This is a genomic window from Priestia sp. FSL W8-0524 (genome assembly GCF_038005965.1).
GTDB lineage: Bacteria > Bacillota > Bacilli > Bacillales > Bacillaceae_H > Priestia > Priestia zanthoxyli.
The window spans coordinates 2,020,735-2,046,608 of record NZ_JBBOUG010000001.1; the positions used below are offsets into that span (position 1 = coordinate 2,020,735).

Annotated in this window: 25 protein-coding genes and 1 pseudogene; 20 read left to right on the plus strand and 6 right to left on the minus strand. The window is 36.8% G+C overall.

Features of this window, described 5'->3' with window-relative positions; translation table 11 throughout:
- The first annotated feature begins 89 nt into the window (after nucleotides 1–89).
- Nucleotides 90–1,067: a ring-cleaving dioxygenase gene (locus NST66_RS10120; protein ID WP_028413383.1), complete on the plus strand. Its 978-nt coding sequence runs from the start codon at nucleotides 90–92 to the stop codon at nucleotides 1,065–1,067.
- A gap of 98 nt (nucleotides 1,068–1,165) precedes the next feature.
- Here NST66_RS10120 and NST66_RS10125 read toward each other — a convergent pair whose 3' ends face one another.
- On the minus strand, nucleotides 1,166–1,672 hold the full coding sequence (locus NST66_RS10125; RefSeq protein ID WP_311264506.1) for a PCYCGC motif-containing (lipo)protein: 507 nt from the start codon (nucleotides 1,670–1,672) through the stop codon (nucleotides 1,166–1,168).
- Between the two features lie 234 nt (nucleotides 1,673–1,906).
- On the opposite strand from NST66_RS10125, the gene NST66_RS10130 reads away from it, so the two are divergent.
- The 4 genes from NST66_RS10130 to NST66_RS10145 all read left to right on the plus strand — a co-directional run bounded on the left by NST66_RS10130 (nucleotide 1,907) and on the right by NST66_RS10145 (nucleotide 5,167).
- Entirely contained in the window at nucleotides 1,907–2,761 is an 855-nt protein-coding gene (locus tag NST66_RS10130; protein WP_034266072.1) for an STAS domain-containing protein, read from the plus strand.
- A 321-nt stretch (nucleotides 2,762–3,082) separates the two neighbouring features.
- Entirely contained in the window at nucleotides 3,083–3,283 is a 201-nt protein-coding gene (locus tag NST66_RS10135) for a DUF3311 domain-containing protein (protein ID WP_033578956.1), read from the plus strand.
- Nucleotides 3,280–4,773, plus strand: coding sequence for a sodium:solute symporter family protein (locus NST66_RS10140; RefSeq protein ID WP_047750990.1), 1,494 nt, complete (start codon nucleotides 3,280–3,282; stop codon nucleotides 4,771–4,773). The genes NST66_RS10135 and NST66_RS10140 overlap by 4 nt, the downstream gene beginning before the upstream one ends.
- Nucleotides 4,774–4,999: 226 nt before the next feature.
- The gene (locus NST66_RS10145) at nucleotides 5,000–5,167 is read left to right on the plus strand and encodes a Fur-regulated basic protein FbpA (RefSeq protein ID WP_080754423.1); all 168 of its coding nucleotides are present in this window, start codon (nucleotides 5,000–5,002) and stop codon (nucleotides 5,165–5,167) included.
- A gap of 235 nt (nucleotides 5,168–5,402) precedes the next feature.
- On the opposite strand, the gene NST66_RS10150 is transcribed toward NST66_RS10145, so the two are convergent.
- Nucleotides 5,403–5,996, minus strand: coding sequence for an exonuclease domain-containing protein (locus NST66_RS10150; protein WP_028413378.1), 594 nt, complete (start codon nucleotides 5,994–5,996; stop codon nucleotides 5,403–5,405).
- Nucleotides 5,997–6,229: 233 nt separating this feature from the next.
- On the opposite strand from NST66_RS10150, the gene NST66_RS10155 reads away from it, so the two are divergent.
- The 13 genes and pseudogenes from NST66_RS10155 (at nucleotide 6,230) to NST66_RS10215 (ending at nucleotide 20,427) form a co-directional block, all read left to right on the plus strand.
- The gene (locus NST66_RS10155) at nucleotides 6,230–6,526 is read left to right on the plus strand and encodes a hypothetical protein (protein ID WP_028413377.1); all 297 of its coding nucleotides are present in this window, start codon (nucleotides 6,230–6,232) and stop codon (nucleotides 6,524–6,526) included.
- Nucleotides 6,527–6,907: 381 nt separating this feature from the next.
- On the plus strand, nucleotides 6,908–9,259 hold the full coding sequence (locus NST66_RS10160) for an immune inhibitor A domain-containing protein (RefSeq protein ID WP_028413376.1): 2,352 nt from the start codon (nucleotides 6,908–6,910) through the stop codon (nucleotides 9,257–9,259).
- 221 nt (nucleotides 9,260–9,480) lie between these two features.
- Nucleotides 9,481–10,860 (plus strand): class II fumarate hydratase, encoded by a 1,380-nt coding sequence (gene fumC, locus NST66_RS10165; protein WP_340843297.1) that lies wholly within the window; start codon nucleotides 9,481–9,483, stop codon nucleotides 10,858–10,860.
- A gap of 175 nt (nucleotides 10,861–11,035) precedes the next feature.
- Complete coding sequence (locus tag NST66_RS10170) at nucleotides 11,036–11,254, plus strand: hypothetical protein (RefSeq protein WP_251440386.1); 219 nt, start codon at nucleotides 11,036–11,038, stop codon at nucleotides 11,252–11,254.
- Nucleotides 11,255–11,300: 46 nt separating this feature from the next.
- Complete coding sequence (locus tag NST66_RS10175) at nucleotides 11,301–12,197, plus strand: GH25 family lysozyme (RefSeq protein WP_098999320.1); 897 nt, start codon at nucleotides 11,301–11,303, stop codon at nucleotides 12,195–12,197.
- 61 nt (nucleotides 12,198–12,258) lie between these two features.
- Nucleotides 12,259–12,525, plus strand: a complete 267-nt coding sequence (locus tag NST66_RS10180; protein ID WP_028413373.1) for a hypothetical protein — start codon at nucleotides 12,259–12,261, stop codon at nucleotides 12,523–12,525.
- 136 nt (nucleotides 12,526–12,661) lie between these two features.
- Nucleotides 12,662–14,749 (plus strand): PAS domain S-box protein, encoded by a 2,088-nt coding sequence (locus NST66_RS10185; RefSeq protein WP_028413372.1) that lies wholly within the window; start codon nucleotides 12,662–12,664, stop codon nucleotides 14,747–14,749.
- Nucleotides 14,750–15,311: 562 nt separating this feature from the next.
- Nucleotides 15,312–15,443: a YjcZ family sporulation protein gene (locus NST66_RS10190; protein ID WP_033578960.1), complete on the plus strand. Its 132-nt coding sequence runs from the start codon at nucleotides 15,312–15,314 to the stop codon at nucleotides 15,441–15,443.
- A 606-nt stretch (nucleotides 15,444–16,049) separates the two neighbouring features.
- Nucleotides 16,050–17,648, plus strand: a pseudogene (locus NST66_RS10195) (M4 family metallopeptidase); the annotation flags it as partial.
- Between the two features lie 307 nt (nucleotides 17,649–17,955).
- Entirely contained in the window at nucleotides 17,956–18,696 is a 741-nt protein-coding gene (locus tag NST66_RS10200; RefSeq protein WP_028413369.1) for a metallophosphoesterase family protein, read from the plus strand.
- 276 nt (nucleotides 18,697–18,972) lie between these two features.
- Complete coding sequence (gene fsa / locus NST66_RS10205) at nucleotides 18,973–19,641, plus strand: fructose-6-phosphate aldolase (protein ID WP_028413368.1); 669 nt, start codon at nucleotides 18,973–18,975, stop codon at nucleotides 19,639–19,641.
- A gap of 164 nt (nucleotides 19,642–19,805) precedes the next feature.
- Entirely contained in the window at nucleotides 19,806–20,024 is a 219-nt protein-coding gene (locus NST66_RS10210; RefSeq protein WP_033578963.1) for a spore germination protein, read from the plus strand.
- Nucleotides 20,025–20,139: 115 nt separating this feature from the next.
- Nucleotides 20,140–20,427 (plus strand): hypothetical protein, encoded by a 288-nt coding sequence (locus NST66_RS10215; RefSeq protein ID WP_028413366.1) that lies wholly within the window; start codon nucleotides 20,140–20,142, stop codon nucleotides 20,425–20,427.
- 29 nt (nucleotides 20,428–20,456) lie between these two features.
- Here NST66_RS10215 and NST66_RS10220 read toward each other — a convergent pair whose 3' ends face one another.
- From NST66_RS10220 to NST66_RS10235, 4 genes are all read right to left on the minus strand, one after another.
- Entirely contained in the window at nucleotides 20,457–21,128 is a 672-nt protein-coding gene (locus NST66_RS10220; RefSeq protein WP_047750986.1) for an NAD(P)H-dependent oxidoreductase, read from the minus strand.
- A 299-nt stretch (nucleotides 21,129–21,427) separates the two neighbouring features.
- Nucleotides 21,428–21,568 carry a small, acid-soluble spore protein L gene (gene sspL / locus NST66_RS10225; RefSeq protein ID WP_340843298.1) on the minus strand — a complete coding sequence of 47 codons (141 nt, stop codon included), beginning with the start codon at nucleotides 21,566–21,568 and terminating at the stop codon, nucleotides 21,428–21,430.
- 175 nt (nucleotides 21,569–21,743) lie between these two features.
- Nucleotides 21,744–22,514, minus strand: coding sequence for an SDR family NAD(P)-dependent oxidoreductase (locus tag NST66_RS10230; RefSeq protein WP_028413364.1), 771 nt, complete (start codon nucleotides 22,512–22,514; stop codon nucleotides 21,744–21,746).
- Between the two features lie 267 nt (nucleotides 22,515–22,781).
- Complete coding sequence (locus tag NST66_RS10235) at nucleotides 22,782–23,381, minus strand: DedA family protein (RefSeq protein ID WP_014460120.1); 600 nt, start codon at nucleotides 23,379–23,381, stop codon at nucleotides 22,782–22,784.
- A gap of 337 nt (nucleotides 23,382–23,718) precedes the next feature.
- Here NST66_RS10235 and NST66_RS10240 point away from each other — a divergent pair, with 337 nt between their 5' ends.
- Both NST66_RS10240 and NST66_RS10245 read left to right on the plus strand, forming a co-directional pair.
- Entirely contained in the window at nucleotides 23,719–24,999 is a 1,281-nt protein-coding gene (locus tag NST66_RS10240) for a GntP family permease (RefSeq protein ID WP_014460118.1), read from the plus strand.
- 19 nt (nucleotides 25,000–25,018) lie between these two features.
- A complete protein-coding gene (locus NST66_RS10245) occupies nucleotides 25,019–25,795 on the plus strand; it encodes a 3-hydroxybutyrate dehydrogenase (protein WP_028413363.1) in 777 nt (258 codons plus the stop codon).
- Nucleotides 25,796–25,874: the final 79 nt, after the last annotated feature.

A 25,874-nucleotide genomic window follows, 5' to 3' on the forward strand; every position in this document is an offset into this window, starting at 1 on the left:
ATCATGGTATATTATCTTTAATTAAAGATATTTAAATTAAAGATAAATAACGAATGATAAACTAGACGATTTATCCGGAGGAATGTAGAATGAACCACTTAAAAGGAATACACCACGTAACGGCTATTACGAGCAGCGCAGAAAAAAATTATGAATTTTTCACCTATGTGTTAGGCATGCGCTTAGTAAAAAAAACGGTCAATCAAGATGATATTCAAACGTATCATTTGTTTTTCGCAGATGATAAAGGCAGTGCCGGAACGGACATGACTTTTTTTGATTTTCCAGGAATTCCAAAAGGTTCTCACGGAACAAATGAAATTTCAAAAACATCTTTCCGCGTTCCAAATGATGAGGCTTTAGACTATTGGGTAAAGCGCTTTGATCGCTTAGAAGTGAAGCATACGGGGATTCAAGAGCTATTTGGGAAAAAGACTCTTTCGTTTGTTGATTTTGATGATCAGCAGTATCAGTTAATTTCCGATGAAGGAAATCAAGGAGTTGAATCAGGCACTCCTTGGCAAAAAGGTCCTGTACCTCTTCAATACGCTATTACGGGACTCGGTCCTATCTTTATTCGTATCGCCGAGTTTAATTACTTTAAAGAAATGATGGAAAAAGTCCTTTTATTTAAAGAGATTGCTCAAGAAGGAAATCTCCACCTATTTGAAGTAGGAGAAGGAGGAAACGGTGCGCAAGTAGTAGTCGAACACAACGAAAAACTTCCGCAGGCTCAGCAAGGTTTTGGAACGGTTCATCACGTTGCTTTTCGCGTAGAAAATCGACAGGCTCTTGAAGAATGGATTAACCGAATGCCAAGCTTCGGTTTCCATACGTCTGGTTATGTGAATCGTCACTTCTTTGAATCGTTGTATGCAAGAGTGGCTCCGCAAATTTTATTTGAATTTGCGACAGATGGACCAGGATTTATGGGAGATGAACCTTACGAAACGCTCGGAGAAAAATTATCACTTCCTCCATTTTTAGAGCCAAAACGTGCAGAAATTGAGAAGCTCGTGCGTCCGATTGATACAGTAAGAAGTACAAAAGAGTTTGTGAAAGAATAGTACACAAAAAACACTCAAATAGCTATTTGAGTGTTTTTTGATGTTTTCTACTTTTACATATATCTGTCGCGAATGTTTACTTGAACAATGCCAATGTTCTACAAGGAAGGAGTAGGAGTGGGTTGTGCATAGCCTTCCTTATATTTTTCATCGATGTCTTTGCGAATATCTTTTATTGATTTGCCTCGGTTATAGTCGAGCATAGCTTTAGCTGCAATTTCTATACACAATCCGCATTTTGTTCCATGATCATCCCAGACAACTGCTCCATTTCTTTTGTTTTTAAAAATAAAGCAGTCATAGCTATTTTTGTGATTCGCTTCCATGCCACATCCACAGTAGCAAGGGATTTTTTCAAGTAGTTCACGATTTTTAGCAACGGATAGATAAACTAGCTTCATGTCTTTAGGCTGGTTCTTCAAAAACTGTGGTAAAACATCTGCTCCTGGAGTCTCTTCGCGAATATCAGCAACTGCAGCTTTATGATGTTCATGACCTGAATGTGCAGAAGAGTTTGTAGCAGAAGAAGTGGTTGTAATGTTTGAGCAAGCTGATAATCCAATACTTGTAGCGAGAAGCCCCAACAAAATAATTGATTTTTTCAATACAATTAACATCCTTTCATGTGAAAATAAATGATAGTTGCATCATACACGGCAGTTTATCTATGTAGATAATTAAATACCTGCTTGTTTATATCTAATTCTCTATAAGTATGCATAGCGGTTATCGTGTATGATAGAGATGGACGAGGAAAAAATATGAAGCATGAATTTCTCATAAGGTGCGTTTTGTAAGTGATTGGACAGAAAGAGAAAGTGAACGGAGGTTAAACAGTAGTGAGTGAACAAAATCAACGTCTTTTTGAATATATTTTAGAGAATTCAGCCTCTATCAGTGAAGAATGGCTGCGCCAAAGAAGTAATATTAAAGGATCGATTTACTCAAAGGACGCAGACGCATCAGTTGAGAAAAAGCTGCGCGAGCAGCATCGTTATACGATCGAAACAATTGCGAGCGGCTTTCTTGACGATCAAGAGATTTTTAAACAACGTATGATGAAATGGACGACGGAAGTAGTAAACAGCAGAATTAAATTTGATACGCCGATTTACGAAGTAGTAGAAGCGCTAAGCAAAACAAGAAAAATTATTTGGACATATGTCAAAACATATAGCCTGATACATTCATCTATTACAAAAGAAGATATACTGTCTTGGAGTGAAGTTTATCATACAACATTTGATAAACTCATTAATGAATTTTCCGAACAGTATTATAAAATCACAAGGCAAAAAATAAGTCTTCAGCAAGAGCTAATCGACGAAACGAGTTTTCCTGTTATTCCAATTGTAGACCACATCGCGGTCTTGCCTTTGGTAGGGCTTATTGATGAAATCAAAGGTGATTCTATTATCGAGGTTGTTCCAAAAAGGTGTGCAGAAAAACATATAAGGCATTTAGTCATTGACTTATCGGGTGTAAATTATGTAGATACGTATGTCGCTCACAAATTTTTTGATTTGATTAACATTTTGCAGCTGTTAGGCATTCATGCGATTATGTCAGGAGTGAGTCCTGACATGGCTCAGACGGCTGTTAATGTAGGAATCAGTTTTAATAAAATTGAAACGTTCGGACATTTAAAACAAGCGCTCTCTTCGCTTGGTGTAAAGAAAAAAGAAGAAGAATAAAGTATAGAAATGCTAGATCGAAACGGAACTGTTTGAGACCTTTACTTTCAGTTCCGTTTTTTTGTTTGTCTATATTCTGTATATGAAAATATGAAATAATATTCTGCTGCATTCAAAATTTTGTAAGCATGTCTTACAAACTCCTTTTCATATGGGGACAAATGGAAGATACTAAGGAGCAAACAAACGGCGGTTTTCTATGACAAACGTCTCGTTTAGCTCAAGAATGGAGGTGTAAAGAGAAGAATAAGAGAAGTACATAATGAGATAGTTAAAGCCTTAGATAAGTACTGATAAGCCGTGTGATTAAGGAGGAGTTCTATGAAAATAATTTATCTTCTTTGCCTGCTTCCGTTTGTAGGAATATTAGGTTTATTGCCTTTCGTTAACAAAGTGACGCCGTTTATTTTAGGGATGCCTTTTTTTCTTTTTTGGATTGTTATGTGGGTAATCCTTACATCTTTTATTATGGGTATTGTGTACAAGCTCGATCCTGCTGTTAAAGGAGGAGATAAACAATGAATACCGCACTGATTATTATTTTCGGTTTTTTACTTTTAGCTATTTATCTTGGAATTCGAGCTACGCGGGGCAAAAAAATGGATTTAGAGCAGTGGAGCGTAGGGGGCAGAGGTTTTGGAACCGTTTTTGTCTTCTTTTTGATGGCGGGTGAAATCTATACTACTTTTACGTTTCTAGGTGGAAGCGCTTGGGCATATGGGAAAGGAGGGCCGGCGTTTTATATTTTAGCCTATATTTCTTTAGCGTACGTTTTAGGGTATTGGATTGGTCCGCAAATATGGCGATATGCGAAGCAGCATAAGCTCATGTCTCAGCCGGATTTTTTTGTTTCAAAATACAAAAGTCCGTTTCTGGGTATCGTTGTTTCATGTGCAGGGGTGCTGGCAATTGTTCCTTATATTATTTTACAATTCAAAGGCCTAGGCATTATTGTATCTGAAGCTTCTTATGGCTCTATCTCTTCAACTGCAGCCATTTGGATTGGAGCCATATCATTAACGGTTTACTTAATGATATCAGGCATACATGGTTCCGCTTGGACGGCTATTGTGAAAGATATTATGATTTTTATTGTTGTCTTATTTTTAGGAATATATATGCCGTTTCATTACTACGGAGGCTTACAGCCAATGTTTGAGGCTGTGCATCAAGCAAATCCAACGTTTCTTACTCTTCCCAAGACAGGTCTAAGTATTTCGTGGTTTATTTCTACAGTCATGCTGACTGTATTAGGATTTTACATGTGGCCGCATACGTTTAATGCAACGTATTCAGCTGAAAACGAGAATGTATTTAGAAAAAATTCTATTATAAGTCCTATTTATACGTTAATGCTGCTTTTTGTCTTTTTTGTAGGGTTTACTGCTCTTATGCAGGTACCTGGACTACAAGGCGCAGAAGCGGACTTGTCACTGCTTCGTCTTTCCATTCAAACATTTGACCCGTGGATTGTCGGCTTTATCGGCGCAGCTGGTTTATTAACAGCGCTTGTGCCTGGATCGATGCTCTTGATGGCAGCTTCTACGTCACTATCTAAAAACGTTTACGGCGTGCTTGTTCCCTCAGCGACGGGCAAACAAATTTCGATACTGGCTAAATGCTTCGTACCAGTCATTGCGCTTGTTTCAGTCTATTTTACACTTCATGGAGGGAATACAATTGTAACGCTTTTACTAATGGGTTACAGCATTGTGACGCAGCTGTTTCCTGCTTTTATTTTTAGTTTAATGAAAAACAATATCGTGACTAAATACGGGGCGTGTGCAGGTATTGTTGCCGGCATTGCGTCTGTGATGTATATAACGATTACTGAAACAACGCTTGGCACGTTGTTTCCTGCGTTGCCACAAATCATTAAAGATACAAATGTCGGCGTCATTTCTTTATTTATTAATTTAGTTGTATTAATGGTGGTTAGTTTAGCAACAAAAAAAATCGCCGCACAGCCGCATTTTGAAAGCGGGGCAGTAGATGGCAAACAGATTTTATGAAAATCTTTTTCCAATTGCGTTTTAAGAACATCATGAAGGGTATAAAAGTAGTGCATCACCAAAATGTTCAATATGACTGCAAGACGTAAGCAGCCTTCTCGATAAAATGTAACGATTGCGTTGTTTTTAAACATAGGTAACGAGTGTGAAAAGCAACAAGACGTATGCCACAAGCGGTGTACGTCTTTTCTATGAAAGATATTCACTTAAAAAAGGAGATGATAACATGACATCTGAAAAAGCATTTGAGCAAAAGAAAGATCTTTTAATGAATCAAATTATTGAATCGGGTTACTTTAAAGCAGAAGACGGGAGACATTTGTACGAATTGAATTTAAGTGAACTAGAACAAACGCATCACGACCTTCAAAGCCAAAAGGTAAGAGAAGTATAATTTGAATCTTCTAGATTATTAGCAAATCAGCTGATTTCGTATATGTCTGTAAACACCAGCTGTTCAGTTTGTTCCTCCGCGATTTTTTGGTTTGAAAGCAGGAACTTTTCTTTTTCTTCCGGTGCGTTTACAACCTCGCTGTTTACAACCATATTCCTCAAACATATAACTCAACACTTAAGAAATAGGCAAATAAAAACAAAAAAAGCGCAGAAGCTGCGCTTTTTTTATTAAGTTAAAAACGAGTGGAAGCCGCTGTTTTTTTAGGTTTGCTCATTGCTTTTTTTAATACTTCAGAAAAATAGGGCTCTCCGCTAGGATTTTGCTGTCTTAGCAAGTCAATGGTTCCTTTCACGTCATCCATAGCTCTGTGAGCGTTCTCTCTCTCAATCTTATGATGGTCAAGAAGTGTTGTTAGTTTTTTATTAGGAAAGCCGTACTCTTTCCATTTGACAGCACGCATAGAGCAGTGCCATTTTTGGTTAAATAAAGATGGATACCGTTTTAAAAGAAAACTGCGATCGAAAGAAGCATTATGAGCGATGATAGCCGAAACGCTAGTTAACAATGATTCCACTTTTTTATCGTCTAATGTTTTATTTTTGACCATCTCATTTGTAATTCCCGTTAAGTTTGTAATGTACGGGAAAATGGGAGTTGAAGGCATATTAAATTCTTCATATTCTTCTACAATGTCGATTATTTCTCCGGTAGAAGAATCATAAGAAACAACAGCAATTGCCAGTTCGATAATATCGCATGTTTGAGCACTTAATCCCGTTGTTTCAACATCTAAAACGGCTGCTAATTTCACTTGTTCAGTTGACAACTCGTCGCCCTCCCTTTCTATTTATCATTCTATTAGCTTATCATTTTTTAACAGAAAACGTTAGTAAAAAAGATGAGCAAGCATGTACACGGGTTTATTTTATACGCCCACGTGTAAAAGGAATTTACTTTTTTAAAGGAGATGACGATAGCAAAGGAGAATAGTAATATTTACTCATCTAAATTAAGTCTTCATTGAAAATAATGAAATGAAGGAAGAAGGGGATCGTTATCATGCAATTGCTGTATATGGTACTTTTTCTTGTCTTAATTTTTTGGGGAATTACATCTTTTATTCATTACAGGAATCAAACTATTAAAGTTCGTTTGAACAAACATTATACGAATGCAGTAGAATGGATTGAAGCTGTTAAACAAGAGCTGGAAAAGCAAGGGAAATCCGTGAGTTATGAAGGGGATTTCTTGTTTAAAATTGATGAAAAACCTTATGAAATCGCAGCGCGCAATATGTCTATTTGGAGCACGTCGCTCTATCATATCTTGCTGCATCGTCAAAAAGAACATTCTTAAATTTACTTGCATACAAAGGTTATCACTTCTCGTCTATCGAGAAGTGATTTTTTTATCTTTCTGTATCCATAATGGGGAATTTTTTGTTTTTATATAATAGTAATACGGAAAAGGTGGTTCTAATTCCCTAAAAAAATACGCTTCATACAGTTTTAGTTGTGGTTATCGATTTGGCATGGAATTTGCATACGCAAGAAGGGTTTATCAGACATTTTAATTGTCAGGCAAAGAAAACTAGTTACATACTATAAAACTATTTTACATTATCTACTAGAATCAAAAAATTTTAATAATATAGTAAAATGTAGTTGACCTTCCTAGTTTTAGAATATAAAATAAATCTTGCTAATAGTTTGAAAATTCTAAAATGGAGGGGTTTACTTGAAAAGCTGGAAAAAGATTTTGGGGACATCTTTTCTTGCCACAACTGTTACATTAAGCGGAGTGGGACCAGTACTTATGAATGGAAGTACTGCTTCAGCTAAAACCGCACAATCGGAGGAACTTCCGAGTTCACCAATTGATATGAATACAGTACCGGAAGAAAGATTGGCTAACGCACTGAAAAACCAAGGAGTTATTTCTCAAAGTGCAACACCGCAAGAAGTGAAGAAAGCCGTTACTTCTTACATAAACAAAAAAGATGCACATAAAGAGAGCATGAAAGGACATAAAGCTAGCAAAATTGATTTGAAAGCGAAAGAAATGCAAACAAAACAAAAAGAAAAGTTTCAACGAGGCGAATTTGCTAACATTAAGTCTCAAGGAAACAATTCGGGGAACGGGGTAAACGTTAAACCTGCAGCTCAGGCAAAATATAACGGACAAGTGAGAAAAGATAAAGTTCTTGTACTTTTAGTCGAATACGCAGACTTCAAGCACAATAATGTCGTTCAAGAACCTGGTTACATGTATGCAAAAGACTTTAACCGAAATCACTATCAGCAATTAATGTTTGGAAAGAAAGACTTTACGCTATTCAACGGAAAGAAAATTAAAACGTTTAAACAATATTATGAGGAACAGTCTGGAGGTAGTTACACAGTAGATGGAACGGTTTCTGACTGGTTAACCGTACCTGGAAACGCAAAAGAATACGGAGCAGACAATCCAGCGGGAGGAAACGATAATGCGCCTGGATCTAAAGGGCCTCGTAACCTTGTAAAAGAAGCGCTTGCTGCAGCAGCAAAAAGCGGCATTAACCTTTCAGATTATGATCAGTTCGATCAATATGATATCGATGGAGATGGCAACCGCAATGAGCCTGACGGCATAGTGGATCACTTAATGGTCATTCATGCTGGAACTGGGCAAGAAGCAGGTGGAGGTAAACTAGGAAACGATGCTATCTGGTCTCACCGCTCTACTTTGGGACAAGTATATAAAGTTCCTGGAACAAACATGGCTGCTTATGATTATACAATCGAACCAGAAGACGGAGCAGTTGGGGTTTTTGCTCATGAATTTGGCCATGATTTAGGTTTGCCGGATGAGTATGATACACAGTATACGGGTCAAGGTGAGCCGGTAGGCGTTTGGTCAATTATGAGCGGAGGGAGCTGGGCTGGTGAAGTAGCTGGAACAGAACCGACAAGTTTCTCCCCGCAAAATAAAGAGTTTTTCCAAGCAAATATGGGTGGAAACTGGGCAAATATTCAACAAATTGACAGCAAAAACATTACAAAATCGGGCTCTGTGAGCGTGGTTGATCAAAGTGTCACAAAATCTAAACGACCAGGTATTGTAAAGATTAATTTACCTAAAAAAGCTGTTCAAGGGATTAAGCCTGAGTTTGGAAGCAACTATTATTACAGTAAACGCGGAGACGATCTGCATACGACGATGACAACGCCAGAGTTTGATTTAACAACGGCCAACACAGCTAAATTCAATTACAAAGCGTTCTATGAAGTAGAGGCAGAATACGATTACTTATATGTAAATGCGATTCTTCCTGACGGTTCAAAAGTTCTGTTAGATACAATTGGTGATAAAGCGAATAATGCAGATGGTTCTGCTGAAACATCTAACGGAAAATGGGAAGATAAAAGTTATGACTTAACGCAGTTTAAAGGTAAAAAAATCAAGCTTCAATTTGAATACGTCACGGACGGCGGACTTGCTCTTCAAGGATTCGCTCTTGATAATGCTAGTTTAGTAGTAGATGGAAAAACGGTATTCACGGACGATGCTGAAGGAGCTCCAAAAGTAACGTTAGATGGATTTGAAAAGACAAACGGCATCAGCTATAAAGATAACTATTATTACCTTGAGTGGAGAAACTATGCAGGCAGTGATAAAGCACTTCAATTCGCGCGCGGTGCAAAATATAATACAGGCATGCTGCTTTGGTACGCAGATGAAAGCTATCTTGATAACTGGGTAGGACAACATCCGGGTGAAGGATTCCTTGGTGTAGTAGATTCACATGCTCATAAAGTTCTTTACTTTAATGTGAATGGTATTAGCACTACAGCAAATTCAAGCCGATATCAAATTGCAGACGCGGCGTTCTCATTTGATAAATCACCTGCTTGGTCATATTCTCATAAAACGTGGGGAACGATTTCATCTAAAGAATCAAATGGTGTTACAAGCTTTAACGATAAAAAATCGTATTTAGATGAAAGAATTAAAGATGCAGGCCGCTTGCTTCCTCAAAACGGATTAAAATTAGACGTAATTGGTGAAGCAAAAGACAATTCAGCTGGTGCTGTATGGATTCATAAGTAAAATTGGACTTATTAAAAAGACCTGAAGAGCGTATTCTTCGGATCTTTTTTTGTATCATAAAATCAAAATAAACTATGAGCTAAATAATCAAATAAGTTAAGCCCGTTTAAAAAATAGAAAAAAGGGAATTTTCAACAGTGAATAATTGTTATTATGTCATGAAATTCATCCATATAATCAATACTAATAGGTAAAGAAAATATTGAAAAGGAGTTCTAACTATGAGCTATCGTATCGAAAGAGATTCAATTGGAGAAATCAAAGTGGCAGAAGATAAACTATGGGGAGCGCAAACGCAAAGAAGTAAAGAAAACTTTCCAATAGGGATTGAAAAAATGCCGATTGAAGTAATACGCGCTTTTGCGGTTCTGAAGAAAAGTGCGGCTATTAGCAATCATAAACTAGGCAAACTATCAGCAGGGAAATCGGAAGCCATCGTGCAAGCTGCTAACGAAATTATTGAAGGGAAATGGAATGAACATTTTCCTTTAGTAGTATGGCAGACAGGAAGCGGAACGCAATCAAACATGAATGTAAATGAAGTGATTTCCCACCGGGGAAACCAGCTAATAAACGGCGACGAAACGCTCCATCCAAATGATGATGTTAATATGTCACAAAGCTCTAACGATACTTTTCCTACAGCTCTTCATATTGCAGCTGTACTAGAAGTCGAAGATCAATTATTGCCTGCTTTAAAAACATTAAAAGAAACGTTTGCTGCGAAGCAAGAGCAGTTTAAAGATATTATTAAAATAGGAAGAACCCATTTACAAGATGCTACACCGCTAACACTAGGACAAGAAATTAGCGGGTGGCATCATATGCTCGAAAAAAATGAAGAAATGATTAAACAAAGCGTAGAGTATATGAAGGAGCTAGCTATTGGCGGTACAGCTGTTGGAACGGGGATAAATGCACATCCTGACTTCGGCGATGAAGTAGCGAAAGAAATCAGCAGCACGCTTGGAAAAACATTTATCTCAGCACCTAATAAATTTCATGCATTAACAAGTCACGATCAAGTGGTTTATGCCCATGGTGCACTCAAAGCCTTAGCAGCTGACTTAATGAAAATCGCCAATGACGTACGCTGGCTGGCAAGCGGTCCTCGGAGCGGATTAGGTGAAATCACGATTCCTGCTAACGAACCAGGAAGTTCTATTATGCCTGGAAAAGTAAATCCAACTCAAAGTGAAGCTCTAACAATGGTTTCTGCACAAGTGTTAGGGAATGACGTGACGATTGGAATTGCGGCTAGTCAAGGAAACTTTGAATTAAATGTATTTAAGCCGGTTATTATTTATAATTTTTTACAATCAGTCAGACTGCTGACAGATTCCATGCAGGCTTTTAAAGATAAATGCGCAGTAGGAATTGAACCCAACAAAGAGAAAATCCAGCATAATCTAGAAAATTCTCTTATGCTTGTAACAGCGTTAAATCCGCACATAGGGTATGAAAATGCGGCTAAAATCGCCAAGCTGGCTCATCAAGAAGGAACGACATTAAAAGAAGCAGCGGTAAAAACAGGCCTTCTGACAGAAGAACAATTTGAGCAATGGGTAAATCCAGCTAATATGATTCATCCATCAAAATAAAACAAGAAGCCAAGCATTCTGAGCTGCTTGGCTTCTTGTTTTATAATAAAATGAACATTGTTCTAAATAAACATATAAAAAGAGAAAGCGGATTAAAAGAAATTTTACACTACCTTGTACTAGATTCAAGTACATACGATTAGGGTATTTACATCTTTATAAAGGAGGGATTCAAGTGACGTACGAAGTGAAGTTTTATTTTGGAAATGAAAAATCAATCAGTACATTGGTTGAATCAGAAAGTGTAAAAGAGCTTGAGGAATCTATTATTCATACGCAAGGATGGTATCGTTATTATGACAAAAAACACGAAGCTTATTTAGCTATTCAAATGAGCAACGTTTTACACATCGTTATAAAAGAATATCAAGATCCGGAAAAACAGGGGTTTTAAAATATTCGTCGTATACATAAGGAAGCTAGCAAAAGAGGTGAAAACTATGCAAAGTCGACATTCAAATAATCCTATTATTCTCGATGTTTCTCATCATCAAGGAATCATTAATTGGAAAGAAATAAAAAACACCTCAGTGAAAGGGGTGTATATAAAGTTAACAGAAGGCGGAACTTTTGTAGACCCTAGATCTTATGAAAATTATATAGGTGCTAAAAATGCGGGCTTGAGAGTAGGATTTTATCATTATGCTCACTGTACAAATAGCCCGGAGAAAGAAGCTGCTTTTTTTATTGCTCAGCTTGGACAAATGAAACTAGACCTTCCGCCGTGTTTGGATCTAGAAGAAGATAAGAAAAAATCCAAAGAATTTGTTTCTCGCTTTGCCGTAAGCTGGCTCGAGCATGTTCACAAAACAACAGGGATTAAGCCTATCGTATATACTAATTATCATTTTGCTAAAACTTTTTTTACAACTGAAATAAGTAAGTATCCTTTGTGGGTAGCAAGATATAGTGCAAACAACAGACAAGGCGGTATGCAGCACCCTGGTGAGCTAAGTCAATGGCAGCGGTGGGCAATGTTTCAGTATACGGATTCTGGCAGAGTAAAAGGAATTTCTACAAATGTGGATATAAATGAAATGGACTGCTCATTTTTTAAAGAAGTCACAACAAATCTCTCTATGACGAATAATACAAAAGGACCATTTGTCTATTCCAAAGGTGATAGAGGGTTAGGAGTCAAACAAATTCAGCAAAACTTACTTACGCTAGGTTTTTCTCTTCCGAAGTTTGGAGCAGACGGTTCCTATGGAGATGAATTAATCGCTGCAGTGAAAAAATTCCAGAATCAGTATGGCCTTTTTTCAGATGGAATAACAGGAGCGGACACGCTGCAGCGTCTTGTTAAAGAAGTGAATAATCTGAATAATCGGGTTTGAGAGAGTACCTGAGAGGGAAAAGTTATTGTAAGATTCAAAATGGTACAAGGAAGGAGCTATTATGAGAAAACGAAAACAAAAAGCATTGATATCAGGTATTACGCTATCAACGGTAGGAGTCGGCATTACGTCTTATCTATTAAGCGATGCTGCGAAACGCCGAAAAGTAAAAGGACTTGTTCGAAGTGCCAAAGTAAAACTTTCAAGTTTATCTAAAAAACAGCAGGTAAATGCTAGCCTAAATAAAGATGCGCATTCAGATCCTACGTACGTTTCTGAAAGCAATATGATTTCAGAAGGACCTATGTATCAAGATCAGCATAGATAATAAAAAAACTAGTCTTGCCTCGGGCGAGACTAGTTTTTTTTATCAATTTTATAAATAGCAGCGCTTATTCATGTTACACTCTCTATATAAGGGAATTATTTCACGCATATTTACAAGCAAAGGAGGAATAGAAGGAGTGATTAGTAGCGGATTATTTGTTAACTTATGTATTTTTTCGTTTTTTGTCAGTATTATGATTGCGATACGAATATTTTTGCTGCAGCGTCTAGCCCATAAATACAAATGGATGAGTGGTATTTATGCAAGTATTGTTTCTGCTATTCTTATGATATATAGCGTTACGTATCAACAGATTACATATGATTTACGTTTTCTTCCTCTTATTTTGACCGTTCTATACTTTGGTTATAGAGCCGGTGCAGTTGCAGGTATCACTATGGCTGTGTGCAGTATCTATTTAGAAAGTCATTGGTTACTGACTATCTTAATTTTAATCTTTACCTTTTTATTTTCCCTTCCTCTTATTCGATATAGAAAGCAGTTTTCTTTATTAAAACAATCTCTTCTTTGTTTTTTTATTCATTTTATCGTTCATGTCTTACTGACGAATTACTTCTGGAATACACCTATTCAGTCGCCGTTTTATAGCGAAATAGAATATTTAGTGTTCGGAATTCTCGGACTGGGAGTAGCTGTAGCGACGATAGAATTTTATCGTAAATTTTACGCTGTAGCAGAAGAAGCTGCTTATGCTGGATCAGATTCATGTAAGGATGAAGAAGATTCTTTTTTTGTCAGAATAATGAAAAAAGAACTGGAATATACGAAAGAACAGCTGGAGTCTTTTATTAATCATCACATGGATGCGGTGATCATAACTGATTTAGAAGGGCGGATCTTGCGAGTTAATGAAGCCTACGAAAAAGTATATGGCTGGAAAGCCCACGAAGTAGTTGGGAAAACATATTACGAAATAGCAGGGGCTTTTAGTGAGGACGTACATGAGAATATAAAAAAGACGGTTGCTGAAAAAGAGGCAATCAATCGAGTAGAAGTTGTAAGAGCTCGTAAAGACGGAAGTTTAGTAGATCTTCGCATCACTATTTCGCCAATTTTTAATGGGAAAGATGAGTTAATAGGTTTGTCTGGAGTATGTGTGGATATATCTGAGGCTAAAAAAGCGAGAAAAGAGCTTGACTTGCTGCATCGTAAGCTTAAGGAAAGTGAGTTGAAATATCGAACGTTATTTGAATATGCAAACGACGCAATTTATTTACTTGAAATAGGTTCTAATCATTTTCCTTCTCGTTTTATCGAAGTAAATGAAGCTGGATGTAAGCGCTTTGGATATACGAGAGAAGAGCTTTTATCCATGCCATGCCAAGATATTATACCTAGAGATTCTGACATTGTTCGAAAAACGGTTGAAGAAATTCGCCAAGGAAATCTTTCTTTCACGCTGCAATCACAGTTTACATTTAAGTCTGGAGAAGTAAAAAAACTAGAATATAGTGGGAAATTGTTCAATATAGAAAACAAAAAAGTGCTTCTTATTGTTTCAAGAGACAGGACAGAATACCTAGAAACAGAAGAGCTGTTGCAGAAATCTGAGAAATTAGCAGCGGTCGGTCAGCTTGCTACAGCTATTGCTCATGAAATTAGAAATCCTTTAACGGCCATCAAAGGGTTTATGCAGCTATTAACTGAAAAAGCGAGTAAAGAAGAGTTAACCTATATGAACATTATATCCTCTGAAATTGAGCGTATTGAAATGATTACAGATGAATTCATGTCTGTGGCAAAACCACAGGCTGTAACATTTCAGTCGATTGATTTGCAGCTGTTAATTCAACAAGTGATTTTATTGCTGCAGCCTCAAGCAACCATGAAAAACATTTTTATTGAACTTCACTCATATGGAGAATTGCCTCTTGTATATTGTGAAAGCAATCAAATGAAACAGGTGTTTATAAATATTCTTAAAAATGCGATTGAAGCAATGCCTTCCGGAGGCGAAATTAAAGTTGAGCTGAGACAAAAAGACAACAATCACCTTCATATTCAAATTATTGATGAAGGTGTAGGAATTTCAAAAGATCGCATTAAACATTTAGGTGAACCATTTTACAGTATTAAAGAAGACGGTATTGGGTTAGGGTTAATGATCTGCTTTAATATTATCCAGCAGCATAAAGGAACTCTTAGTATTGAAAGTGAAGTAAACAAAGGGACGAATGTGGAAATTTGTTTACCGTTAAAATAAAAGGTAATCAGTTAAAGGCAGAAGAAATTTTGCAACAAGTTGTTTAGTAAAGTTATAATATTCTATGTTGGAGTAAAATAAGCAAAGGAGTGGTTACGATTAAACAGAAAAAGTGGATTAACATATTTCGTATTCTGTATATTATTTTTGCTATTATTGCAATTGGAGCATCTTTTGGAGACTATTCTTTCGGGCTTAATAATCCCCGCATAGTCAGTTTAACGGCTCTCGTTTTGGCGGTTATTTGTATTGTTCCGTATTACATACTTCGCTTTAAAGAACAAGCTTCTAAAAGTAAATAAGTTAATATTTGTTATCTTAAAAGAGGCTGTGACAAAAGCAGTTTAGTTGAAGGAAAATCCGAACGATGAATCGTTCGGATTTTTTCATTGGTAGGGTGAACGTAGGTTTCATCTATTTAGTTGCTTCTAGCTATTGATTGGAGTGATTTCGTTATGTCTCAATTTCTTTTTTATCGTTATAAAAGGGCGATAAATGGGCGAGCATTTTTTCTAGCCTGTACATATGCTATAGAGTAAACAGGCTACGGAGGTGAAGTGAAATGGGATTTTACAACTGGGGTTACGGCGGTGGTTATGGCTACGGCGGCTACGGTAGTTACGGTGGCGGTTTTGCATTAATCGTTGTACTATTTGTTTTATTAGTTATCGTTGGTTGTGTATGCTTGAAATAAACAGAAAAAGCACGGATTTACAAAGATTTTAGTAGATTCGTGCTTTTTTACGTTCATAAGAAGTACAGTACTATAATAAAATAATGTTGTGCACGTACATAAAAAACATATAAAAAATTTAATTAATAGATTAAAAAAATAAAAAAATGAAGAGGAAGAGTATATCTAAGCCGAAAAAATGGTCTGAAATTTATAATTTTCCTTATAAGTAATTTTTGTAAAATGCTTCATAGAACTGACAGTAAGAACGAATAACGCTACCTATCCTACTAGTTTTTATCAGCTGGCTAGAAGAATTATTTTACTTGTATGAAAATCAACATAAATGATTTTCATATAGTTTAAATAGGTAAAAAAGACTTATTGCAGAGGAATCATTTTTAATTTTCATAATAATAGGAATATTGAAATAATATATAGACGTAGTAATTTTTAGTTGCTATAATGTTGCTAATTATCGCAATTAACAGAAAAATTGAGGTAATTAAATTTACTAGGGATAGGGAGAAAAAAACTATGAAAAAGAAAAAACAGGCTTTAAAGGTATTATTATCAGTTGGTATTCTTTCTTCATCATTTGCTTTTGCACATACGAGCAGTGCTGCGCCAAATAATGTACTTTCAACTGAAAAGTATAACAAAGAAATTAAATCTCCTGAGTTTATTTCCGGAAAGCTCTCGGGCCCGTCATCGCAGAAGGCTCAAGACGTCGTATTTCACTATATGAATACAAATAAAGACAAATATAAATTAGGAAACGAAAATGCTCAAAACTCATTTAAAGTGACAGAAGTGGTGAAAGATCCTATTGAACAAGCAACCGTGGTACGCTTGCAGCAAGTATATAATAATATTCCCGTTTGGGGATCTACTCAATTAGCACACGTAGCGAAAGATGGAACCTTAAAAGTTGTATCAGGTACAGTAGCTCCTGATTTAGATAAAAAGGAAAAGCTAAAAGGCCAAAAGCAACTTGACAGCAAAAAGGCGATTCAAGTAGCTGAAAAAGACTTAGGCTTTAAGCCGACGTATGAAAAATCTCCTTCATCTGAACTGTATATTTATCAAAATGGTTCAGACACTACATACGCTTATGTAGTAAATTTAAATTTCTTAAATCCTGAACCAGGCAACTATTATTACTTTGTTGATGCTACTAGCGGTAAAGTACTGGATAAGTACAATACAATTGATTCCGTAGCTGGTCCAAAAGCCGACGTGAAGCAAGCGGCAAAGCCGGCAGCGAAACCTGTAACAGGCACAAATGCTATTGGCTCAGGTAAAGGAGTTCTTGGAGATACTAAATCCTTAAAGACAACGTTATCTAGTTCTACTTACTACTTACAAGATAATACAAGAGGCGCTACAATCTATACGTACGATGCAAAAAATCGTACATCTCTTCCGGGTACGCTATGGGCCGATACCGATAATACGTACAATGCAACTCGCGATGCAGCTGCAGTAGATGCTCACTATTATGCAGGCGTGACATATGATTATTATAAAAACAAATTTAACCGCAACTCCTATGACAATGCAGGAGCTCCGCTAAAATCGACTGTTCATTATAGCAGCGGCTACAACAATGCGTTTTGGAATGGCTCTCAAATGGTATATGGAGATGGAGATGGAACTACTTTTGTTCCGCTATCAGGAGGATTAGATGTTATCGGACATGAATTGACGCATGCGGTGACAGAAAGAAGTTCTAATTTAATCTATCAATATGAATCAGGTGCATTAAACGAAGCGATTTCCGATATTTTCGGAACGTTGGTAGAATACTATGACAACCGAAATCCAGATTGGGAAATTGGAGAGGATATTTATACGCCTGGAACAAGCGGCGATGCACTTCGTTCAATGAGCAACCCAGCGAAATACGGAGATCCGGATCATTATTCAAAGCGCTATACAGGTTCTAGTGACAATGGCGGGGTTCATACAAATAGCGGTATTATCAACAAAGCTGCCTACTTGCTAGCTAACGGAGGAACTCATTACGGAGTTACTGTAACAGGCATCGGCGGAGATAAGCTAGGAAAAATTTATTACCGTGCCAATACGCTATACTTCACTCAGTCTACAACGTTCAGCCAAGCGCGTGCAGGTTTAGTACAAGCTGCTGCTGATCTATACGGTTCAGGCTCTCAAGAAGTAATTTCAGTAGGCAAGTCATTTGACGCAGTTGGTGTTCAATAAGCTATAAACCAAAAGTCGCAAGATAAATGAGGTATCTGGCGACTCTCTATACTACCTAACTACCAATAAAGGAGTACTCGTATAAATATATTACAGTACTCCTTTATTTTATGTTAATAAATAAGGAAGATAGATTTCTTCCCAATCCATAAAAACCCACTTCTTATTCTTCCCTTTTATATCCATTCGAATTATACCGTTGCTTGTTAAATGAAGAGGACCCGTTTTAGTAAACGGTCTTATCATAAAATGTTATAATAAAGAAAAGGCTTGAATACATACATATGAAAAAGGAGTGGAGGAATCAATGGACAAAATTGCTGTTATTTCAGATATCCACGGAAATCTCCCTGCATTAGAAGCAGTTTTAGCTGACATACAACAACGAGATATCCATCGCATCATTTGTCTAGGTGATTTAGTAGGAAAAGGACCGGATTCAAGTAAAGCAATTGATATCATAAAAGAAAAGTGCGAAGTAACAGTAATGGGGAACTGGGATGATTTCATTACAAAGCCTGCGGAATTTGAAGCGTTAAAATGGCATCAAGAGAAGTTAAGTTCAAACCAAGAAGCATACTTAAAGGAACTTCCTTTTTCTGTTGAGTTTATGATGAGCGGGAAATTAATTAGAATGTTTCACGCTTCACCTAGAAGTCTTTATGACCGAATTCAACCCTGGGATTCACTTGAAAAGCGCCTTAGTCTATTTGCTAATACGGAATATACGGAAAATATAAAAGGATCAAGAGAACCGGATGTCATCTGTTACGGAGATGTACATAATGCATTTATTCAACATATTAAAGGGAAAACGCTGTGTAATGTAGGAAGTGTAGGGAACCCGCTTGATTTACCACAAGCTTCCTATCTTATCTTAGAAGGAAAGGATCAAGGCGAAAGTCCTTCAGCATTTTCTATTCAATTTGTGCGTATTCCATACGATATTGAAAAAGCAATTGAATTGGCGAGAGCTGTAGAGATGCCGGACTTTGAACCCTACGTTCAAGAATTAAAAACAGCTCGCTATAGAGGACTAAAAAATTAAGAGTAGAATGTATCTTAACCTTCAGCATAAATGCTGGAGGTTTTTTAGTTGAGTAGATGAGAGGTTTTTCAACATCATTAGTATGATACATACAAATAGAAGTTATTCAGATGAGTTTAAAGAAGGTAAAACTTGGAGAAAAACATACAGCATTTGAAAGGAAATAAATTTTATTTTATGAAGACAATATGAAGAGGGCAATTCCATTTGAACATAAAGTTATGCAAAAATGCCCCTGAAAAGCTGTTTTTAACATAACGAGTGGAGGAATACATGATGAAATTTTTTATTGATACAGCTAACCTGGAAGATATTAAAAAAGCATATAAAATCGGGGTATTATCAGGTGTTACCACAAACCCTTCGCTAGTAGCTAAAGAAGGCGTAAAGTTTGAAGATCGCATCGAAGAAATTTTAAAAACCGTCCCGGAAGTAGAATCCGTTTCAGCAGAAGTCACCCCCGACACAGTAACAGCAGAAGACATGATTGCGCAAGCAGAAAAGCTTATAAAAATTAACGGAGGAGACAAAAATATAACAATTAAACTTCCTATGACCATTGCTGGATTGGAAGCAACCCGTTATCTAGCTAAAAAAGGCGTGAAAACAAACGTAACGTTAATTTTCACAGTGAATCAAGCGCTTCTAGCAGCCCGTGCTGGTGCGACATACGTATCGCCATTTTTAGGACGCTTAGATGATATTTCAGAAGACGGTGTGTATCTGGTATCTCGAATTGCCGAGCTATTTCGAATTCAACACATTGACTCACAAATTATAGCAGCGTCAGTCAGACACCCAGATCATGTCACACGAGTAGCTCTTGCTGGGGCTCATATTGCGACCATTCCGTATGCTGTAATTGAACAATTAGTAAAACACCCGTTAACAGAACAAGGAATTGAAAAGTTTGCATCAGACTGGGAAAAAGCTGTGAAAAGTTAAATTCACTTAAGGAGAAGACATCATTTGAGTGTCTTCTCTGTTTAAAGGGTATACGAAGATTCTTTTTTTCTATTTTGCAGCAAACAACTTATCATTAATAGGCGAACATCCTATACATATATACAGAGATGACATACGTTAATAGAAACGAAAGAGGTGGTAAAATGGGATGTATTATTAACATTGAGAATATCGTGACTAACGGGTTAAAAGACAATTCAAATGTAAGCGTAGGCTGTGTTGTACAAAATAGTCACACGGCCAATACAAAATCGGTAGGAGCTTGTTTTTCGTTTGGAAATAGCTCTCCTGCTATTGCCTCTATGACAAACAGTAATATCGACTTTTGCAAAGATGAAGAAAATAAAGAGCAACAATCTTAAAAACAATTCCAGAAAGAGTATTTCTGGAATTGTTTTTTGGTAAGTGATAGAGTTTTGTTAACGAGATATTTTATGCTCCAAAAGGAAAATATTCATAAAGAAGGGGAGCTGTGCTATGAGCATTATTTCTATGATTCCTTATACATACGTTGAAAGAAAAATAAAACGAACAAAAAAAGTGACGATTCAGCATTCAAAAGACATGTGCTTATATACGGATAATATTGAAACAGAGAATGAGTCCTTTCACATTAACAGCGTATTTGACATCTCTTACAAATGCGTTTCAAAAGAAAGCGGCTTTTTATACTTACATACAAATCAAGGAATGTTCGCTTATACCATACACACAGATCCTGGTGATTTTATAGCAGCATATAAAGATATAAAAAAGAAGAGGTGAGCAACGTCACCTCTTCTTTTTTTGGTTTATTATTTGATCCACTGTACAACTTGATCCATACTTCTTCTTGTTTTTTCGCGTTTAGGTTCGTGAATACGGTAGCCGAACGCAACCATAACAGAAACATCAAACTTGCCGTCTTCTAGTAATCCTTCTTCTTTTAGAATTTCATGTACTTGGTCATAGTTAAACCCTTCAATTGGGCAAGAATCAATGCCAATTTGAGCAGCTGATGTCATCATATTAGCTAGTGCAATATAAGATTGTTTGCTGGCCCAATCAAATAGTGCTCGCTTGCTTTCGAACAAGTGAAAATCATTTTCTTGGAAATCTTTGTAGCGAGGCATTAATGTCTCTAATACATCCTCCGGCATTTCTTTTACGTTTTTCTGAAGATTTAACACATATTCAGAGTCATATCTTGCGTCTGTACGAGAAAGAATAATAACAAAATGACTTGCTGTAGGAATTTGGCCTTGTGCTCCCCAAGAAACAGCTTTTAATTTTTCTTTTAAATCTTCATTTTCAACGACTAAAAATTTCCACGGCTCGTAACCTACTGAGCTTGGAGATAAACGCCCCGTTTCTAAAATGAATTGGAAATCTTCATCGGAAATTTTCTTCGCTGGATCAAACTCTTTTGTAGCATGACGAAAGTTAAATGCGTCTAAAATTTCTTGTTTCTTATCTGTATTGTTCATGTGTAAACAACCTTTCTGTAAAAATATTTAATGATGAACTGTTCAGAGTAATCTATACCCTGTATAGCTTACAACTAACAGTCAGTTAACATACAATTTGTCGTAAAATCCGTTTGCAGATTTATCATAAATCATATAATTCATCCTAACAAGTACGCACATTTTTGTTGTATAGTATACTTTTTTATACTATTGATACAGTTTTATAAGAAGCAGAAAGAAGTAAACGACCTGAGGAGTGTATGTAGGAAAGCAGTTAAGAGGGGGAGAAGGGAGAAGAGGAACCTTCTCCTTTTTAGTTAAATTTTTGTATTTGATTTTTTCGCTTTGTTTTCAAGTTCACTTTTCGGTTCTGTTGAAAATTCAACATCTTTTCCGTGCCCTTGAGGGTTAACACCAGGAGCTACTTGACCTCGGTTAGCAGATTTTTGTGTACCCATTTTCGTCACCTCCGTTCGGTTAGTATGTGCAAAAAAGTGAAACAAAAATCAGGAAATAAAGAGTGCAAGTATAAGTCGAGTTTGAACACGACTATCTTTAAGCATTTTCATCACATAAACAAGATACCCATTCAAGAGTCCATAAAAAAACACCCCTAAAAGGGTGCTTTTCTGTTTAAGAATCTGAACTTGTCGCTCTGTCTGCATATGGATAGATAGGATCTTTTAATTGAAATTCGTAAGTCACGCCATCTACAAGTCCTACCGTTTTATTGCTATCATAAAGGTCCAGCATAAAAGCAGCCATTTCTTTTGACGTATGAAACTTAGGTACTCGTCCTTCGTATTCAAAATCACTCATATCCATCGAACGCTGTGCAAATTCTGTTTCAGTAGCCGCTGGAGCTAGAACTTTAGCCTGCATTTTTGATCCTCTTCCTTTCAATTCTTGAGAAAGACCTTCTGTAAATGCACTTACATAGAATTTTGTTGCGCAATAAGTGACTGCATCAGCAACAATGGTGTAGCCGCCTCCAGAAGAGACATTAATAAGCTGTGTACCTTCAACATTTTCATAATCTCTTACAAATAGAGAAGAAAGAATGGTTAAGGCTTCGATATTTAAGTGAAGCATTGTTTCAATTTTAGTTAATTTTTGTTCACCGACAGAAGCAAAGTTTCCAAATCCAGCATTGTTAATCCATGTTTCTAACTCATATTCTTTAAGCGACTCATAAAACGTGTGAGCATTTTCTGCCACGGATAAATCAACCGACTGGATAATAACATTTACATCTTGGTTCAGTTTTTCAATCTTTTCTTTTAACTCATCCAGCTTGTCCTCTCTACGTGCAGCTAATATAAGGTTTTTTCCGCGCGCTGCGAAAGCTAAAGCTGTTTCATATCCAATTCCCGAACTTGCGCCAGTGATTACTGTATATTTCATGTTAATTCCTCCATTTGCGATGTTTTCGAATTGATTATAATTGTTAAAGTATACTTTAAGTCAAGCGTTTATTCGATTTATTTTTCCCTTTATCAGTCTGATTATAAACATTTGAAGTTTGGTGCTAAACTTCAGTGATTTGCAACGATTTTTAATTAAGTGGGCGCTAGGAACTACGGCGGTGATGACACTAGCTGCATTAATCTTAGGTGTTATTTCCATTTAATAAAAAAAGACCCCTCGGGGTCTTTTTTTATATTCTTAATCTTAAGTTGAACTAGACTGTTCGCTGCAGCTGCTCTTTTTAAAATAGAACTTATAAATTAAAAATCCGCATACAGCCACTACCGCTGCAATTAGAATATAAGTTTGTGCATCTGAGATAAAAGACTGAATGGACTTAAAGTTTCCGATTTGTCCTAGCCAAAGCATGGCAATATTCAAAGGAAAGATACCAAGAAATGTGAGCAGAGCAAACGGCATAGGTTTTACTTTAGATAGCCCTGAAAGGTAAGAAATGTAGTTGCCGAGCCCTAAAGGACGAGCAATCGCAATACTCCATAATCCGCATTTTTTAAACCATTTTTGCGATTTCTCAAATGCTTTTTTCTTTTTTGATAATTTTTTCTTTACCTTATCTTCTAATTTATAGCCTATCCCATACGGTATAAAGCTAAAAGCTGTATAAACGGCGCTTCCTGCAAGAGCGATTAATAATAATTTCACTATGTGCATGTTTAATAAGTATCCGTAGGTAAGGGTGAGAAGAGAACCAGGAAACGGCAGGGAGGAAGCCTCAATGGCCAGTCCGCTTAAAAGTCCCCAAATTCCAAATTGTTTCAGTAAGTCTGTTATGAAGTGTAGCATAAGATCGCCTCTTTTTCTGTGTCATAACATTCAAATACCCATCTATATGTTCGGAAAAACTTATAAGAGAAAAGAAAATAAAGGAAGAGCGCGGGATATAACAGAAAAAAACTTAGCTTGTACAAGGAAAAAAGAAGGAAGTATATTTTATAGCTTCTACTCAAAGTAAAATTATAGGGAAAAAATAATTGAGTGTGAATTTTTAAATAAACTACGACTTTTATTCATAGTTTTGATTCCTTTTATTCATTTTACTTATAAAACTAACGGGTGTAAACTTGTTGTGTTGTGAAATAATCCATTATGTATATGTATTAAAAGGAAAGGAGGTTACCGTGTGGTTATTATTGTAGGATTGTTATTGTTGATGTTTTTTGCTTATCTAGGATGGTCTATTATCTGGGTGGCACCTGTTGTCGCTACGTTTGTTGCTTATTTTAGCGGTTTAAAAGTACTGCCTACTTATACAGATGTGTATATGGGAGGGTTTGTAGATTTCGCTGCAAAATGGTTCCCCATCTTTTTATTAGGAGCCGTCTTTGGAAAGCTAATGGAAGATACAGGCGCAGCTAAGTCGCTAGCGCAGCGCATTGCTAAATTGTTTGGAAGTAAAAGAGCCATTTTAGGGGTGCTGATTGCTTCAGCCATTTTGACATACGGCGGAGTCAGTTTATTCGTTGTTGTCTTTGCGATTTATCCTTTAGCAATCGCATTATTTCGAGAAGCTAACGTATCGCGAAATTTACTGCCAGCAACCATTGCACTCGGAGCATTTACATTTACAATGACAGCGATTCCAGGTACGCCTCAAATTCAAAATCTGATTCCGACTGCTACATTTAAAACCAATGCAATGTCCGGTTCGATTATTGGAATTGTCTCAGGTCTTATTATGGCAGTGGGAGGCTATTTATGGTTAGCTTATCGCGATAAAAAATTAAAAGCTAAAAATCAAGGGTTTACTGAGCCTAATGAATCATCGGTTGCCGCAAGTGAAGAGCAGGACTCGATGAATGTAATGTTAGCTATTTTACCGCTGATTATCGTTGTCGTGACATTAAACGTTTTAAAATGGGAGCCTATCGTATCATTATTAATTGGTATTTTTTCTATTTTACTTATTAATTTCAAACACTATAAGACGTTTATTTCTTCTATAAATGAAGGAGCAAAAGGATCCGTAATGGCTGTTATTAACACGAGTGCAGCAGTAGGCTTTGGCTCGGTTATTACAGCAGTTCCAGAGTTTAAAGATGTCACGCACGTACTACTAAACATTTCGAGTAATCCGCTCGTTTCAGAAGCGTTAAGCGTTCAAGTGCTAGCGATGATCACGGGTTCAGCATCCGGTGGTATGGGTATTGCGCTTCAAGCATTAGGAGATACGTGGTATCACTTGTCTCAAACGACGAATTTAAGCGCAGATGCGCTTCACCGTATTGCAAGCGTTGCGTCAGGTGCATCTATTTTACCGCATAACGGTGCGTTGTTAACGCTATTAGCTGTAACTGGTCTTCGGCATAAAGAAACGTATAAAGACGTATTTGTTGTTGCATTTATCATCCCGACAATCGCTTTATTTGCAGGAGTCGCATTAGCGGCAGCCGGCATTATTTAAAAACAGGAGGAGAATACACATGGTTGAAAATCAAGTAATTGTAATCACAGGAGCAGCAAGAGGAATTGGATTTGAAATAGGTAAACGATTCGCTGAAAACGGCGGGAAAATTGTGTTATCTGATATTGATCAAACTGCCGTAGAAGCTGCAGCACAAAATCTTCGTGAAGCTGGATTCGAAGCACTTGGTGTCAAAGCGGATGTAACAAAAGAAGAAGAAATCAAACATTTAATTGAAACAGCAAACGCACATTTTGGAGCGGTTCATACGTTCATTAACAACGCTGGTTTGCAGCACGTTTCTCCAATCGAAGAGTTTCCAACTGAAAAGTATGAGTTAATGATTAAAATTATGCTAACAGCTCCATTTATGGCGATTAAGCACGCGTTTCCGATTATGAAAAAACAAGGGTTCGGACGTATTATTAACGTTTCTTCTATCAACGGTTTAATCGGTTTTGCAGGCAAAGCAGCTTATAACAGTGCCAAACACGGTGTAATTGGGCTAACAAAAGTAGCTGCTCTTGAAGGTGCAGCACACGGTATTACGGTTAATGCACTTTGTCCTGGTTATGTGGATACACCACTAGTGAGAGGTCAGTTAGATGGTTTAGCTAAAACAAGAAACGTACCATTAGAAAGCGTTCTTGAAGAAGTTATTTATCCTTTAGTCCCTCAAAAAAGATTACTAGACGTGAGCGAAATTGCTGACTACGCTATCTTCTTAGCGAGTGATAAAGCAAAAGGTGTAACTGGTCAAGCGGTAGTAATGGACGGCGGATATACAGCTCAATAAAAATAGAACAAATCATTAAAAGCATAAATGAGTCCAACGGGCTCATTTATGCTTTTTTAGGTTATATCTATTCTATTGA

Coding starts and splice junctions, on each gene's coding strand:
- NST66_RS10120 (WP_028413383.1), top strand. CDS start 90: ATGAACCACTTAAAAGGAATACACCACGTAACGGCTATTACGAGCAGC.
- NST66_RS10135 (WP_033578956.1), top strand. CDS start 3,083: ATGAAAATAATTTATCTTCTTTGCCTGCTTCCGTTTGTAGGAATATTA.
- NST66_RS10140 (WP_047750990.1), top strand. CDS start 3,280: ATGAATACCGCACTGATTATTATTTTCGGTTTTTTACTTTTAGCTATT.
- NST66_RS10145 (WP_080754423.1), top strand. CDS start 5,000: ATGACATCTGAAAAAGCATTTGAGCAAAAGAAAGATCTTTTAATGAAT.
- NST66_RS10155 (WP_028413377.1), top strand. CDS start 6,230: ATGCAATTGCTGTATATGGTACTTTTTCTTGTCTTAATTTTTTGGGGA.
- fumC (WP_340843297.1), top strand. CDS start 9,481: ATGAGCTATCGTATCGAAAGAGATTCAATTGGAGAAATCAAAGTGGCA.
- NST66_RS10175 (WP_098999320.1), top strand. CDS start 11,301: ATGCAAAGTCGACATTCAAATAATCCTATTATTCTCGATGTTTCTCAT.
- NST66_RS10180 (WP_028413373.1), top strand. CDS start 12,259: ATGAGAAAACGAAAACAAAAAGCATTGATATCAGGTATTACGCTATCA.
- NST66_RS10190 (WP_033578960.1), top strand. CDS start 15,312: ATGGGATTTTACAACTGGGGTTACGGCGGTGGTTATGGCTACGGCGGC.
- NST66_RS10200 (WP_028413369.1), top strand. CDS start 17,956: ATGGACAAAATTGCTGTTATTTCAGATATCCACGGAAATCTCCCTGCA.
- fsa (WP_028413368.1), top strand. CDS start 18,973: ATGAAATTTTTTATTGATACAGCTAACCTGGAAGATATTAAAAAAGCA.
- NST66_RS10210 (WP_033578963.1), top strand. CDS start 19,806: ATGGGATGTATTATTAACATTGAGAATATCGTGACTAACGGGTTAAAA.
- NST66_RS10215 (WP_028413366.1), top strand. CDS start 20,140: ATGAGCATTATTTCTATGATTCCTTATACATACGTTGAAAGAAAAATA.
- NST66_RS10220 (WP_047750986.1), bottom strand. CDS start 21,128: ATGAACAATACAGATAAGAAACAAGAAATTTTAGACGCATTTAACTTT.
- sspL (WP_340843298.1), bottom strand. CDS start 21,568: ATGGGTACACAAAAATCTGCTAACCGAGGTCAAGTAGCTCCTGGTGTT.
- NST66_RS10230 (WP_028413364.1), bottom strand. CDS start 22,514: ATGAAATATACAGTAATCACTGGCGCAAGTTCGGGAATTGGATATGAA.
- NST66_RS10235 (WP_014460120.1), bottom strand. CDS start 23,381: ATGCTACACTTCATAACAGACTTACTGAAACAATTTGGAATTTGGGGA.
- NST66_RS10245 (WP_028413363.1), top strand. CDS start 25,019: ATGGTTGAAAATCAAGTAATTGTAATCACAGGAGCAGCAAGAGGAATT.